The sequence below is a fragment of the Oerskovia sp. PE-21s genome, assembly GCF_056158145.1.
This window is the reverse complement of sequence record NZ_JBUXJM010000003.1, coordinates 238,378-251,883: the sequence shown is the minus strand read 5'-3', so window position 1 is coordinate 251,883 and position 13,506 is coordinate 238,378. Positions and strand designations below refer to the sequence as shown.

At 71.9% G+C, this 13,506-nt stretch carries 13 protein-coding genes; 5 read left to right on the top strand and 8 right to left on the bottom strand.

Annotated features, from left to right (window positions below; all coding sequences use genetic code 11):
• Positions 1–133 precede the first annotated feature (133 nt).
• Positions 134–1,147 carry a hemolysin family protein gene (locus ACZDYF_RS07055; RefSeq protein WP_475055022.1) on the bottom strand — a complete coding sequence of 338 codons (1,014 nt, stop codon included), beginning with the start codon at positions 1,145–1,147 and terminating at the stop codon, positions 134–136.
• A complete protein-coding gene (locus ACZDYF_RS07050) occupies positions 1,144–2,571 on the bottom strand; it encodes a hemolysin family protein (protein WP_475055021.1) in 1,428 nt (475 codons plus the stop codon). The genes ACZDYF_RS07055 and ACZDYF_RS07050 overlap by 4 nt, the downstream gene beginning before the upstream one ends.
• A 249-nt stretch (positions 2,572–2,820) precedes the next feature.
• Between ACZDYF_RS07050 and ACZDYF_RS07045 the strand changes: the two genes are divergently transcribed.
• Positions 2,821–3,507, top strand: a complete 687-nt coding sequence (locus tag ACZDYF_RS07045; RefSeq protein ID WP_475055020.1) for a DNA alkylation repair protein — start codon at positions 2,821–2,823, stop codon at positions 3,505–3,507.
• Between the two features lie 49 nt (positions 3,508–3,556).
• Here ACZDYF_RS07045 and ACZDYF_RS07040 read toward each other — a convergent pair whose 3' ends face one another.
• From ACZDYF_RS07040 to nrdD, 3 genes are all read right to left on the bottom strand, one after another.
• On the bottom strand, positions 3,557–5,146 hold the full coding sequence (locus ACZDYF_RS07040) for a sialidase family protein (RefSeq protein ID WP_475055019.1): 1,590 nt from the start codon (positions 5,144–5,146) through the stop codon (positions 3,557–3,559).
• Between the two features lie 144 nt (positions 5,147–5,290).
• Positions 5,291–5,863 carry an anaerobic ribonucleoside-triphosphate reductase activating protein gene (nrdG, locus tag ACZDYF_RS07035; protein WP_475055017.1) on the bottom strand — a complete coding sequence of 191 codons (573 nt, stop codon included), beginning with the start codon at positions 5,861–5,863 and terminating at the stop codon, positions 5,291–5,293.
• Positions 5,864–5,870: 7 nt separating this feature from the next.
• Positions 5,871–8,135 (bottom strand): anaerobic ribonucleoside-triphosphate reductase, encoded by a 2,265-nt coding sequence (gene nrdD, locus ACZDYF_RS07030; protein WP_475055016.1) that lies wholly within the window; start codon positions 8,133–8,135, stop codon positions 5,871–5,873.
• A 303-nt stretch (positions 8,136–8,438) separates the two neighbouring features.
• Between nrdD and ACZDYF_RS07025 the strand changes: the two genes are divergently transcribed.
• Both ACZDYF_RS07025 and ACZDYF_RS07020 read left to right on the top strand, forming a co-directional pair.
• A complete protein-coding gene (locus tag ACZDYF_RS07025) occupies positions 8,439–9,062 on the top strand; it encodes a putative glycolipid-binding domain-containing protein (RefSeq protein WP_475055015.1) in 624 nt (207 codons plus the stop codon).
• 96 nt (positions 9,063–9,158) lie between these two features.
• On the top strand, positions 9,159–9,686 hold the full coding sequence (locus tag ACZDYF_RS07020; protein ID WP_475055013.1) for a mycothiol transferase: 528 nt from the start codon (positions 9,159–9,161) through the stop codon (positions 9,684–9,686).
• Positions 9,687–9,809: 123 nt separating this feature from the next.
• Here the strand turns inward: ACZDYF_RS07020 and ACZDYF_RS07015 are convergent, their stop codons facing one another.
• Positions 9,810–10,829 (bottom strand): DMT family transporter, encoded by a 1,020-nt coding sequence (locus tag ACZDYF_RS07015; RefSeq protein WP_475055012.1) that lies wholly within the window; start codon positions 10,827–10,829, stop codon positions 9,810–9,812.
• 34 nt (positions 10,830–10,863) lie between these two features.
• On the opposite strand from ACZDYF_RS07015, the gene ACZDYF_RS07010 reads away from it, so the two are divergent.
• On the top strand, positions 10,864–11,484 hold the full coding sequence (locus ACZDYF_RS07010; RefSeq protein WP_475055009.1) for a TetR/AcrR family transcriptional regulator: 621 nt from the start codon (positions 10,864–10,866) through the stop codon (positions 11,482–11,484).
• 64 nt (positions 11,485–11,548) lie between these two features.
• On the opposite strand, the gene ACZDYF_RS07005 is transcribed toward ACZDYF_RS07010, so the two are convergent.
• Positions 11,549–12,139 carry a DUF1349 domain-containing protein gene (locus ACZDYF_RS07005; RefSeq protein WP_307824103.1) on the bottom strand — a complete coding sequence of 197 codons (591 nt, stop codon included), beginning with the start codon at positions 12,137–12,139 and terminating at the stop codon, positions 11,549–11,551.
• Positions 12,140–12,255: 116 nt separating this feature from the next.
• The gene (locus tag ACZDYF_RS07000; protein WP_475055006.1) at positions 12,256–12,651 is read right to left on the bottom strand and encodes a DUF2255 family protein; all 396 of its coding nucleotides are present in this window, start codon (positions 12,649–12,651) and stop codon (positions 12,256–12,258) included.
• Positions 12,652–12,846: 195 nt separating this feature from the next.
• Between ACZDYF_RS07000 and ACZDYF_RS06995 the strand changes: the two genes are divergently transcribed.
• Positions 12,847–13,506, top strand: coding sequence for a DinB family protein (locus tag ACZDYF_RS06995; protein ID WP_475055005.1), 660 nt, complete (start codon positions 12,847–12,849; stop codon positions 13,504–13,506).

The window sequence follows — 13,506 nt, the reverse complement described above, 5'->3', positions numbered from 1 at the left end:
GGCGGGCAACCTACGTGAGGCAAATCACCCTGAAAAGGATGAACTTCCCCGCCGGGACGGCGCCCCACCCGGTGCTTCGACCAGGTGGGGCGCCGTCGTCGGGAGGCTCGAACGGTGCGGGCCACCGCAGGGGTCAGGCCGAGACCGTCTCCCGGGGGAAGAGGCGCGCCATGACGTCGGCGAGCGTGATGACCCCGGCGACCGTGGCGCCGTCGGTCACGACGGCCAGGTGGTTGCGGGTCTCGCGCATCTGGGCCAGGGCCGCGTAGACGGGGACGGAGGTCTCCAGGGTGAAGGGCGGTCGCATGAGGTCGGCCGCGGGGCAGTCCTCGGCCACGTCGAGCGTGTCGCGCACGTGCACCACGCCCGAGACCGCGGAGCCGTCGCCGAGCAGGATCCGCAGGTGGCCCGACGTGCGCGTGGCCTCCTGGACGTCGCGGACCGTGGCGTCGAGCGGCACCTTCGTCGGCCTCCCGCTGTCGGCGAGCAGGTCGCCCACCGTGAGGGTCTGCAGGTCCAGCGCCCCGGAGAGCTGGGCGAAGTAGGACGGGTCCAGGGCGCCGACGTTCGCCGAGTGCTCGACGAGGTGGCGCAGGTCGTCGGCGCTCTGCCCGGAGGCGACCTGGCCGGTGGGCTCGACGCCCACCCTGACCAGGCACCAGTTGGCCATGTTGTTGAGCCCGGTCAGCAGGGGGCGGGTCAGCCACATGAAGCCGCGCATCGGGATGGCGAGCAGGGTCGCCGAGGTCTCGGGGTGAGCGATGGCCCAGGACTTGGGGGCCATCTCGCCGACGACCAGGTGCAGGAACGTCACGATGATCAGCGCGAGGACGAAACCGGCCACGTCCGCAGCCCACAGCGGTGCGCCCCACGCCTCGAAGGCCGGGGTGAGCCAGTGGTGGACGGCCGGCTTGGTGATCGCGCCGAGAGCCAGGGTGCAGGCGGTGATGCCGAGCTGGGAACCCGCGAGCAGCACGGTCAGCTCGGTCGAGCTGCGCAGCGCGGCGCGCGCCGAGCGGCTGTTCGGCGCGGCGTCCTCCAGGCGGTGGCGCTTGGCCGCGAGCAGCGCGAACTCGACGGCGACGAAGAACGCGCTGAGCGCGATGATGACGACGGTGATGGCCACGACGACCCAGGGGTTGCTCATCGGTCGCCCTCCTCGGTCTGGGCCTCGGTCGCCGTGGGCGCCGTGGCAGGGTCTGGGTCGGGCGTCGCGGGCGGCTGGTAGTCGGTCGGGAAGACCACGCGGACCAGGGACGGGACGTGGCGGTCGACCTCGACCACGTCGACGCGCATCCAGGCCGGTTCGGGCTCGTCTGTCAGGGCGAGGTCGGCGGGGTCCAGGGGGAGCTGGACGACGATGCTCTCGCCGGGCTCGAGCAGCGATCCGTGGTGGTCGATCACGAGGCCTGCGATGGTCTCGTAGTCGCCTCGGGGCAGGTCACGGCCGATCGCCCGCTCGACCTCGTCGATGTGGGTGTCGCCGGGCATGACCCAGATCCCGTCGTCGTCCCGAGGGGCGATGGTGGGCGTCGCGGGGTCGTGCTCGTCGGTGATCTCCCCGACGAGCTCCTCGGCCAGGTCCTCGGCCGTCAGCACGCCCGCGAAGCCGCCGTACTCGTCGATCACGCACGCGAGCTGGTTGTGGGTCTCGGTCAGCTCGCGCAGCGCGTCGGGCAGGCTCATCGCCGTCGGGATCACGACCACGGGGCGCATGAAGCTGTGGGCCTGGACCTCGTCGCGGTGCGCGGTGGTCAGGACGTCGACGAGGTGGACGACGCCGACGACCTGGTCGTCGTCGGTCAGCACGGGGTAGCGCGAGTGACCGGCAGCCATGCGGGCACGCACCTCGGCGAGGGTGTCGTCGACGTGCACGACGTCGACGTGGGCACGCGGGATCATGGCGTGCTCGACGTCCTGGTCGGGGAAGTCCAGGATGCGGTCCAGGAGCACGGAGAGCTCGGCGGGGAGGTCGCCGCTCTGGCGCGAGTCCGCGACGATGTGCTCGAGGTCACGGGCCGTGGCCGAGTGCTCGACGTCGTGGACCGGCTCGATCCGCAGGGCTTTGAGCAGGAGGTTCGAGGCCTGGTCGAAGATCTTGATGAGCCAGCCGAACACCGCGAGGTAGATGGTCGTCGAGCGGGCGAGCCACAGGGCGACGGGCTCAGGGCGGGCGATCGCGAGGTTCTTGGGGAACAGCTCGCCGAAGATCATCTGGACGAACGTCGAGAACACGAGCGCCAGGACGGTGCCCACCGCGATGCCCACGCCGGTCGGTACACCGACCCCGCCCAGGGCAGTACCCAGGGACTCACCGACGAGCGGCTCGGCGACGTAGCCGACCAGCAGCCCGGTCACGGTGATGCCGAGCTGGGCGCCCGAGAGCATGAAGGACGTGCGCTTGGTGACCGCCAGGGCGCGCTGGGCGCCGGCGTCCCCGGTGCCGGCACGCGCACTCAGGCGCGACCGGTCCACGGCCATGTACGCGAACTCCTGGGCGACGAAGTAGCCGGTCACCGCCGTGATCGCGACGATCACGACGACGCCGAGCAGCAGTGTCAGCACCCACATCAGAACCTGCACCCCCTCGTCGCAGCATCGGTGGCCGGCTCAAGGGGGTTCGTACTGTCTGCGTCCATGTCTCTCTCAGATCGCGGGTAGATTCCGACAGGTCAACGCGGAAGCGCGCCCGGGCGTTCCCGGAATCTCGCTCCTATTCTCCCTGCCGCCGGCCCGTGCTCCGTGCAGGGGCCTCAGGGGCAGGGGGACCGGGGACGTAGGGTGTGAGCGACGACCGACGACCGGACCGAGGAGTGCGACGTGGCGACGAAGGCCGTGGCAGAGGCGACCGTCAGCGACGTGCTGGCCGAGCTGAGGGCCCTCGAGGACCCGAAGATCCGTGCGGTCAACGAACGCCACGGCGACGACCACGGCGTCAACCTCACCAGGCTGCGCGCGGTCGCGAGGTCCCGGGGGACGCAGCACGACCTCGCGGGTCAGCTCTGGGAGACGGGCGACACCGCGGCGCGGCTCGTCGCGATCCTGGTCTGCCGCCCCAAGGACTGGTCAGCCGACGAGCTCGACGCCATGCTGCGTGACGCGCGCGTCCCCAAGGTGCACGGCTGGCTCGTGAGCTACGTCGTCAAGAAGAGCCCGCACGTCGAGGAGCTGCGCACCGCGTGGTTCGCGGACCCCGACCCGGTCGTCCAGAGCGCCGGGTGGGCCCTGACGACCGCCCGGGTCGCGAAGGCCCCCGAGGGCCTCGACCTGCCCGGGCTCCTCGACCGTGTCGAGGCCGGCATGAAGGACGCGCCCGAGCGCCTCCAGTGGGCCATGAACGAGTGCCTCGCGACCATCGGCATCCACCACCCCGAGCTCCGCGACCGTGCGGTCGGCATCGGCGAGCGGCTCGAGGTCCTCAAGGACTACCCGACGCCCCCGGGCTGCACGTCGCCCTTCGCCCCGACGTGGATCGCGGAGATCGTCCGGCGTCAGGCCCAGGCGTAGCGCCTCCTGCCCCGGGCCCGACGCCGGAGCGCACCTGGCGCGCGAGGCGTCACGCGACCGGCACGACCTCCCCGGTCACGCAGTCAGCGCGGAACGCCCGCTCGAAGCGGTCGTCGCCGGCTTGGACCGCGCACCTCACGACCACGAAGCCTGCAGCGACGTCCTGCGCGGTCACGGTGTAGGTCGGCGTGAAGTACAGGGCGTCCTCGCCGGGCGCCAGGCGCTCGGCCGGGAACTCGGCCGCGACGTCCCCGTCGAAGGTCCCGCTCAACGCAGCCGTGACCGGCTCCGTGCCACGGTGCCGGAAGCGCCCGGTGAACGCCAGGATGTCGCCCGCGCGCAGCCCCGGCGCGGCCGGTCCGTAGTTGACGTCCTGCGCCTCGCGCGTGCCGAGGACCTGGTCGCCGTCGTACCCCTGGCCGATTTCCTTCCAGGTGTGCACGCCCCAGTCGCCGCCCTCGGCCGAGATGACGTGCGACGCGCCCACGCTGACCCACTGGGCGGGACGCCCGGGGGTGATCGAACGCAGCACCACCTTGAAGGCGCCGCCGTCGTCGTCCTGGTAGGTCCGGGTGGCGTCGGCGAGGGCGGCGGGGGACAGGGCATCGGCGTCGACGCGGGCGAACACGATCTCGCTGTACCCGGCGCGCTCGTAGAGCACGCCGAGCGACCCGTCGCCGAGCACGGTGCCCGTCGAGTAGGCGCTCGAGCCCGCGCAGATCGTCAGCGCGGGCCGCCAGGTCGTGCCCTCGTCGTGCGAGACGCTGAGCACCGTGTTGCGGCGCAGGTCGGCGTCGCGGTTGTTGGTCACGAGCAGGGGAGCGGCCGCGTCGGTGACGGCCCCGAGCCGCAGGATGCTGCCGTTGTCGCTCGGGTCGGGCAGGTCCGGCACGGGCGTCAACGGCCCGTAGGAGTGGCCGCCGTCGGTCGAGACGGCCTGCACCCGGCAGCCCTTGGCGCGCGAGCTCAGGAGCACGCGTCCGTCGTGCAGCTCCACGACCTTGTTCTCGTTGGCGCCTGGCCCCGTGGGTTCGCCCAGCGTCCACGTGTCGCCGTGGTCGTCCGAGTACGCCGACGCGGCGCGGATCTCCCCGCCCAGGAGCAGGACCATCTGCTGGAGCAGGCGCCCCGCGTACGGTCCGGTCTCGAGCTGGATCCCGGCGCCGGCCGCGGCGAAGAGCCCCGTGACGCCCTGCGGCTTGAGCGAGGCCGTCATACGCCGGGGGGACCAGGTGAGGCCGTCGTCGTCGGAGGACGACAGGTCGACGTGCTGGACGTCGTCCTCGGGCTCGAGCCCCTCGACCGCCTCGAAGAACCCGGCGTGGGTCCCCGCGGCGTGGAAGCAGAAGATCCGTCCCGTCACCTTGTCGACGAGCAGGCTCGGGTCGCCGAAGCCCTGGAGCCCCGTACCGACGCGCACGTCCTGCTGCGGACCCCACGTGCGCCCGTGGTCGAGGCTGCGCCGGACCAGGAGGTCGATCGTGTTCGGCAGGTCGTCGAGGTTGGGTCGCCCGTCGTACGCCGCGAGGACCGTGCCGCGCGTCGAGACGGCCAGGGCGGGGATGCGGTACTGGCGGTGGCCGCCGACGCCGCGGGCGGCGAGCACCTGATGGGTGATTTCGTGGGGGTTCGTGCGCATCCCCTAGATGTACCCCGGCCCGCGCCCAGGACCAAGCTCCACCGGGCGGCGAGTCCGCGTGCTCGCCCGTCGAGGGGCCTCGAGAACCCCGCCCGACGGCGTCGCGCACCTCCGCGCGGAAGGTGCGCGACGCCGTCGGGCCCGTCAGGCGGACCGGGCCTCGCGTGCCGCCGTCCACGGGACGGCGCGGCCCGCGGCGAGCGAGGCCGGGACCGAGAGCACGCGCTGGTTCGTGCTCCCGCGGAACGGCAGCGTGAGGTCCCGGTGCGCGATCTCGAACCGGCCGTCGACCAGGACGTCGAGCTCGGCGAGCAGGTCCTGCTTGTCGACCGACCCCGCGCAGAGCTCCTCGAACGTGTAGCCGGTCCAGCACCACACGTCCTTGGCGCGACCGAACGTCTCCCGCAGGCGGCGCACGACGCCCAGGCACACGCCGGTGTTGAGGAACGGCTCGCCGCCGAGCAGCGACAGACCCTGGACCGACTCGTGCGCGAGGTCCGCCAGGATGCGCTCCTCGAGCTCGGTCGAGTACGGCGTGCCGTAGCGAAAGCCCCACGTCGCCTCGTTGAAGCAGCCCTCGCACGCGAACAGGCACCCGCTCACGTACAGGCTGCAGCGCACGCCCTCGCCGTCGACGAACACGAACGGCTTGTAGTCCGCGACGTGCCCCTGGCTGAGACGCTCGGCGAGCCAGTCGGGCTGCGGGTCTCGTGACATCGCGACCTCAGGCTTCCGCGGTGCCGACGTCGCCCGCGTCTCCCGCGGACCCCGGCTGGTCGAGGTCACCGAGGCTCACGGCCCCGGCCATGTGCTTGACGCGCGAGGAGATCTCGACGTGCCGCCCGTGCACCATGGGGCGCTGCTGGGGGTTGCCGAGGTACCCGCACGTGCGCTTGACGACGTCGCACGTGCGCGGGTCGGTGTTGCCGCAGCCCGGGCACGCGAAGCCGCGCGCCGTGGGCGTGAAGTCGCCCGCGTACCCGCACGCGTAGCAGCGGTCGATCGGGGTGTTCGTGCCGAGGTACCCCACGCGGTCGTAGGCGTAGTCCCAGACGGCCTCGAGCGCCTTCGGGTTCTGCTGGAGCACCGGGTACTCGCAGTAGTGGATGAACCCGCCCGAGGCGTACTGCGGGTAGTCCATCTCGAAGTCGAGCTTCTCGAACGGCGTCGGGTCCTTGCGCACGTCGTAGTGGAAGCTGTTCGTGTAGTACTCCTTGTCGGTGATGTCGGCGACCACCCCGAACTTCTCCCGATCGAGCCGCGCGAAGCGGTCCGTGAGGCTCTCGCTCGGCGTCGAGTAGACGCTGAACTGGTAGCCGTGCTCGGCGGTCCACGCGGACGTGTGCTCCTTGAGGGTCCGCAGCACGCGCAGCGTCATCTCCTTGGCCTCCGGGTCGGCCTCCCACGCGCCGCCGTGGAACGCGGCAGCGACCTCGTACAGCCCGATGTACCCGAGCGAGACCGTCGCGCGCCCGTCGCGGAAGAGCCGGTCGACGTCGTCGTCGGGGGCCAGGCGCTCGCCGAACGCGCCGTGCACGTACAGGATGGGCGCGTTGCCCGGGACGGCCTCCTTGCACCTCTCGATGCGGTAGACCAGGGCGTCGTGGACCGTGGCCAGGCGCTCCTCCAGCAGCCCCCAGAAGACCTCCTGGCTGCCCTGGGCCTCCAGGGCGATGCGCGGCAGGTTGAGCGTCACCACGCCGAGGTTCATGCGGCCCTCGACCACGTCGTCGCCGTCCTCGTCGGTCCAGCCCTGGAGGAACGAGCGGCAGCCCATGGGCATCTTGAAGCTGCCCGTGAGCTCGACGATCTTGTCGTAGCTCAGCACGTCGGGGTACATGCGCTTGGTCGCGCACTCCACGGCGAGCTCCTTGAGGTCGTAGTTCTCGTCGCCCGGCTCCAGGTTGACCCCGCGGCGCAGCGTGTAGATGAGCTTGGGGAAGATCGCGGTGCGCCCCTCGGCCCCCAGTCCCTTGATGCGGATCTGCAGGGTCGCGCGCTGGATCTCGCGCTCGAGCCAGCCCGTGCCGAGCCCGAACCCGACCGAGGTGAACGGCGTCTGCCCGTTGGACGTGAACAGCGTGTTGATCTCGTACTCGAGGCTCTGCATCGCGTCGTAGATGTCCTTGGCCGTCTTGGCCCGCGCGTACGCGTCGTGCGTCGAGGCGTCGGGGAGCCAGTGCTCGGCCTCGACGAGGTGCTTGGCGTAGTTGAGCTCGGCGTACGGGGCCAGGAGCTCGTCGATCCGGTTGACCGAGCACCCGCCGTACTGGCTCGAGGCGACGTTCGCGATGATCTGCGTGATCTGCGCGGCCGCGGTCTGGATCGAGCGGGGCGGCTCGACCTGCGCGTTGCCGATGCGGAACCCCTCGGACAGCATCGTCCGGAAGTCGATCAGGCAGCAGTTCGTCATGGGGGCGTAGGGGTGGTAGTCGAGGTCGTGATAGTGGATGTCGCCCTTCTGGTGGGCGTTCGCGACGTGCGGGGGCAGCATGCGCAGGCCGACCGCCTTGCCCACCGCGCCCGCCGTCAGGTCGCGCTGGGTGTTGAAGACGTCCGCATCCTTGTTCGCGTTCTCGTTGACGACCGCCGAGTCCTTGGCGATCAGCCCCACGATCGAGTGGTTGAGATCGGTCGAGCGGCTGCGCGCGAAGTCACGCTGGACCCGGTAGTCGATGTAGGCGCGGGCCACGTCGTACTCGCGCGAGGCGAGCAGCTCGTGCTCGACCACGGCCTGGATCTCGTAGATCTGCACCACGTCCGTGAAGCGCACCGAGATCTCGGCGACCACCCGGTCGAGGACCGCGTCGAGGGCGCGCTCGTGGAAGGGCGTCGCGGCCCCGTGGACCTCCTCGTAGGCCTTGCGGAGCGCCGCGCGGATCCGGGCGTCGTCGAACGCGAGCGCTCGACCGTCACGCTTGAGCACCGTGAGAGCGCCCGTCGCCCCCGACGTGACGTCCTCGCCCTGCTCGACCCCGACCAGGCCCATGCGACCACAACCTCTCTGCGGGACGTCCCGTGCCTGCACAGGCAGGAGGGGGCGCCGATGACTACTAGATGTAGTAGCAATTACACCCGTTCAATCCCACATGTAGTGGCCAATCTCGGGCGCGCCGGGACCTTCCTCCCTGAGGTCGGGACGTTGGTCACCCGTGGGGAGGACCTTTGGGTCCGCTGCTCCGGCGGGGGCGATGCAGGTGAGCGACTCGGCTGTCGAGTCGCTGCGAAGCCTGGTAGACCGGGCAGGGTGGGCAGCGCGCCGGTGCCCTCCCGCGGACGAAGGAGCCAGGACATGACCCGTCGACACGTCGCGTGGGCAGGCGAGGACGACCCCGGTCGGGTGGACGCCGCCGTCCTGTCCCTCGGCGCCGACCGGTTCGAGGCACTGGGCACCTCGTGCTCGACGACGTGGGTCATGGCGTGGTCCCTGACCCTCGGGCCACGGTGGGTCACGCGGCGGCTCGACGTGACCGTGCGCGGACAGGACTGGTCACGGGACCTGCGGCTCGAGCGCAGCAGCGCAGGGGAGTGGAGCGCACGGGTCGGGCACGTCGGCTCAGCCCCTGTCGACCTCGCGACTCCCGGTACCGACGACCCGTCGGCGCTCGCGGACGCGCTCGACTGCGACCTCGCGCTGTGCCCGGTCACCAACTCCGTGCCGGTCCTGCGCCTGGGGCTGCTGGGACCGGACGCCCCCGCCGAGCCGACCCGACTGACCATGGCCTGGGTCGAGGTCCCGTCGCTGCGTGTGCTGCGCAGCGACCAGGTGTACACGGCGCACGCCCCCTACGACCCCGAGGCCGGTCGCGCGGTCGTCAGGTACTCGAGCGCGACCCGCGACGTCACCGCGGACCTCACCGTCGACGAGGACGGGATCGTCATCGACTATCCGCACCTCGCCCGGCGGACACGCTGAGGCGCGCGCCCACCGTGCGGCTCCGGCAGGTCGCGACCGGCGGGAGCCGCCTACAGTGAGAGCGACCGGTGGTCGGCACCCCCGCAGGAGGAACTCATGGTCGAGGCAGCGGACGCGCAGGGTCGGATCGGGCCGCCCGCCGCGGGCGACGAGGTCGCGACGCTCCTCGGGTCCCTCGAACGTCAGCGCGCCACGTTCGCGTGGAAGGCCGGCGGGCTGGACGCGGACGGGCTCGCGGTACGCGTCGCGGCGTCCGCGGTCACGCTCGGTGGCCTCCTCAAGCACCTCGCGTTCACCGAGGAGCTGTTGCTCTCGACCAAGCTGCACGGACGCCCTCCAGGAGCGCCCTGGGACGCGGTCGACTGGGACCGTGACCCGCAGTGGCCGTGGACCTCGGCAGCGCAGGACGCACCGCGGTACCTGTACGACCTGTGGCGTGCCGCCGTCGTCCGGTCCCGCGCGGCGATCGACGAGGCGCTCGCGGACGGCGGCCTGGACCGCCGTCTCGTCTGGCAGCCCGAGGCCGGGGCCGACGGGGAGCGGTCGAGCCTGCGCAGGGTCCTGGTCGACCTGATCGAGGAGTACGCCCGGCACGTGGGGCACGCCGACCTGATCCGCGAGTGATCGACGGCCTGGTCGGCGAGGACCCGCCCGGCATCCCCGCGGAGTACCCGCCGCCAGGACGGTGACGGTCGGCCGCAGGCGGGTGAGGGCCGCCCCCGTACGGCGAGCACGTGGCGCGCCGCATCAACCGCCTGATCCGTGCGCTGCGGGTCGCGCCGGTCGGCCCGTGGGCCGGCCGCCCGCATCGTCCGAGGGGTCGTTCTCCGAGCCCCCGGACCGTGACCGTGGCCTCGACACGTCCGCCGACCCCGCGGAGCTCTCGCTGGTCAGCACGATCGTGACCCCCACGGCACAGAGCACGAAGCCGGCGAGAGCCGTCGCCGTGAGCCTCTCGCCGAGGAGCGCCGCGCCCGCGGCGGCCGTCGCCGGCGCGATGAGGAAGAGGAGCGCGTTGAGCGCTGTGATGCCCACGCGGCGCAGCAGCCACCAGTAGAGACCGTAGGCGGCGAGCGTCGGGACGGCGGCCGCGAACGCGGCCGCGAGCCAGAAGGAGGTCGAGGCAGGTGGCGTGAGCGTTCTCGTCGCCGCGGCGAGAACCACGAGCGCCACGGCCGTCACGACGACGTGGATGGTCAGCGTCGCCAGGACGCCTGCGTGCGCGTCCGATCGTCTCTGGAGGAAGGTGGCGACGATGAGGCAGGACATGGCGAGCACGGGCAGCAGGTAGACCGCCGGTTGCGTGGCCGAACCTTCGAGCTGCGACCGCACGACCAGGAGAACCCCGACGGCGCCGACGAGCAGCCCCGCCCACTGGGCTCCGCGCACCCGGAGCCCCAGCAGCGGGCCGACGAGCACCGCGACCACGAGCGGCTGCACCGCGTCGATCAGCGCGACCGTGCCCGTCGCGACGCCGGCCGTTATCGCGGCGTAGACGAAGACGCAGTAGCCGAACTGGGCGAACAGGCCGATGGCGGACTGACGCCGCAGGGCTGCCGTACCTACCTCGCGGACCGCACCCGTGGCGAGCCCGAGGACGAGCAGCACGCCCGCCAGGGGGACGAACCGCCAGACGAGCAGCGTGAGCGGCGAGACCTCGACCGTGGCGATCGCCGCGACGAGGAAGCCGGAGCTCCAGGTCGCCACGAAAGCGGTAGCCGCCAGGACCGTCACACCGACATGAAGTAGACCGATCTGTTTACTCATCGTCGCGACTATACAGACTTGTATAGTTGGTGTCGTGCCTACTCCTGTTCCCGAGCTCGCTCCGCTGACCCCCGGCGCTCGTCGCGTCCTCGACGCCGCATCGCGGCTCTTCTACGAGCGCAGCATCCATTCGGTCGGCGTCGACGCGATCGCCGAGGCCGCGGGCGTCACCAAGAAGACGCTGTACGACCGGTTCGGTTCCAAGGAGGCACTGGTGGTGGCGTATCTCCAGCACCGGGATGCGCGATGGCGGGAACATGTCGAGGAGCGCCTGGCCATGGTTCCCGAACCGGGCGTCGAGCGAGTGCTGACGGTCTTCGACGCCGCGGTCTCCTGGTCCGCCGAGAACAGCTCCAAAGGGTGCAGCGCCATCAACGCACGGGCCGAGGTCGGCGACGGGCACGACGGTCACCCGGTGTTCCCCGAGGTGGTGCGCCAGAAGAGATGGCTGCTCGAGCTGTTCGACGAGCTGTGCCGGGAGGCCGGGGTGCGGGACCCTCACGCGACGGCGCGCGCCCTGATGCTGCTCTACGAAGGCGCCATCGTCACGGTCGGCATGGAGACGTTCGCGCATCCCTTCGAGAGGGCTCGGGGCGTGGCGCGCGTCCTGCTCGAGTCGCAACCACCGCTGACGGAGCAGGCCTGCACGCCGTAGCGCCTGCGCGCACCGGCGGGCAGGGCGCCGGAGGCGAGGTGGTGGAGTGGCGCGCCGGGAGCGGTCAGCTCCCGTCGCGCAGGTCGCGGGGCGGGGTGTCGTCGAGCACGATGCGGTCGAAGACCGCAGTGCACGTCTCGCCCAGGGGCGCCTGCGCGAGGAAGCCCACCCGGACCGGCTCGTCGGAGTAGAGGCGGAAGAGGCGGACGAACTCCCACGCCTCGCCGTCGCGCGAGGCGTGGAACGCCCACGCGGGGCCGGTCCGCACGACCCGCAGGTGCACGGTCTCGTCGTCGACGTCCCAGGAGTTGCAGTCGTCGGTGTACTCGTTCGTGACGGTCGAGACGACCATCGCCTGGCCGTTCGGCGCCTGCTCGAAGCAGAGCTTGGCCCAGTGCGCGTCGTCGGCCCACAGCACCAGGGCGCCCGCGTCGAACGTCGTGCGCTCGGTCGTCACGCGGACCCGGGCGGCCAGCGCGAGCTCGGCGGGGGCGTCGAACACGAGCGCCGGGGCAGCGTGCTGCGGTGCGGCGCCCAGGGCGTCGTTCGTCCAGTCGGTGCCCGACGGGGCAGTCACGGTCACGGCGCCGTCAGCGACCTGACCTGCGCCTTCGTGGGACAGCCAGCGCAGCGGGGGGAGAGAGATGTTCGTCACGGCCGACACCCTACCCACGCGAGCGCTCGGATGTGGAAGCGCTCCCGCGTGGCGTGCGCCGCCGTCGGGCAGGAGCACCGACGGCGAGCCCGCCCGGCATCGGTGCTCCCCGTCCGTCAGGACGGCAGCGGGTCCAGGCGGAACGTCGCCGCGGCGCCCCCGGCGCCGGTCACGGAACCGACGATCGCGGGCCCGTAGCGGTCGTACTTCGCGTGGTAGGCCGCGTCGAGCGCCGGGTGGACCGAGCCGTCGGGCTCCACGAACGCGACGTCCTTCTCGACCCCTCCTGCCCGGATCCGACCGCGCGGATCGGCGAGGGCACGGCGGAACCAGCCGTTGTCCCGGCCGTAGGCCGACCGGACGTAGATGTCGTCTCCCACCCGCACGACCCAGATGGTCACGAACGGGCGCTGGCTCCCGTCGGCGCGCAGCGAGGAGACCTGGAGCTCCTCGGCACCGCCGACCTTGTCGAGCTCGTCGTCGGTCCAGGCAGTCGTCGTCCGTTCGGTCATGGCTCGCGCTCCTCGGTGGTCGCTGGTCGTCGATCGGCGGGAACGGTCTGACGGGACCGCCTCCCGTCCGAACATACGGCGGACCGGCGCGCGCTGGGAGGTTCTCCTGGTACCCCGCACCGCTCGGCTCCTTCGCCCGCGCGTCCGTGACCAGCTGCCGTTGCGGTCCCCGTCGCGCGGAGCGAGACTCGGTCGATGGCGAGCGCGCGCACCACGGCCACAGACGACAAGGCGATCCTGCAGCGGTCTCTGCAGGCGGCGCGCGACGCGCTGCTCTGGAAGGTCGAGGGGCTCGACGAGCGCTCGGCCCGCTGGCCGTGGACCCCCACGGGGACGAACCTGCTCGGGCTGGTCAAGCACGCGGCCGGGGTCGAGGTCGGCTACTTCGGCCAGGCCTTCGGGCGTGGATGGCCGAGACCGGACGAGCTGCCCTGGATCGACGACGACGCCGAGGACGACGCCGACATGTGGGCCACCGCCGACGAGCCGGTCGCGGCCGTCGTGGACCTCTACCGCCGGGTGTGGGCGTTCTCCGACGAGACCATCGCGACGCGCGACCTCCACGCCGTCGGACGGGTCCCCTGGTGGCCTGCCGAGCGTGCCGAGGTCACTCTCCTCCAGGTCATGGTTCACGTCACGGGCGACCTGGCACGTCACGCGGGCCACGCGGACGTGCTGCGCGAGCTGACCGACGGGAGCGCGGGGCTCAGGGCGGACAACGACAACCTGTCGCCCCGCTCGGCGGCCGACCGGTCCAGGCACGTCGAGCGGCTGCGCGCGGTCGCGGACGAGGCCCAACGACGCGCGGACGCGTCGGGCCGCGGGGAAGGGGAGCCGAGGGCGCCGCGTGCGTGA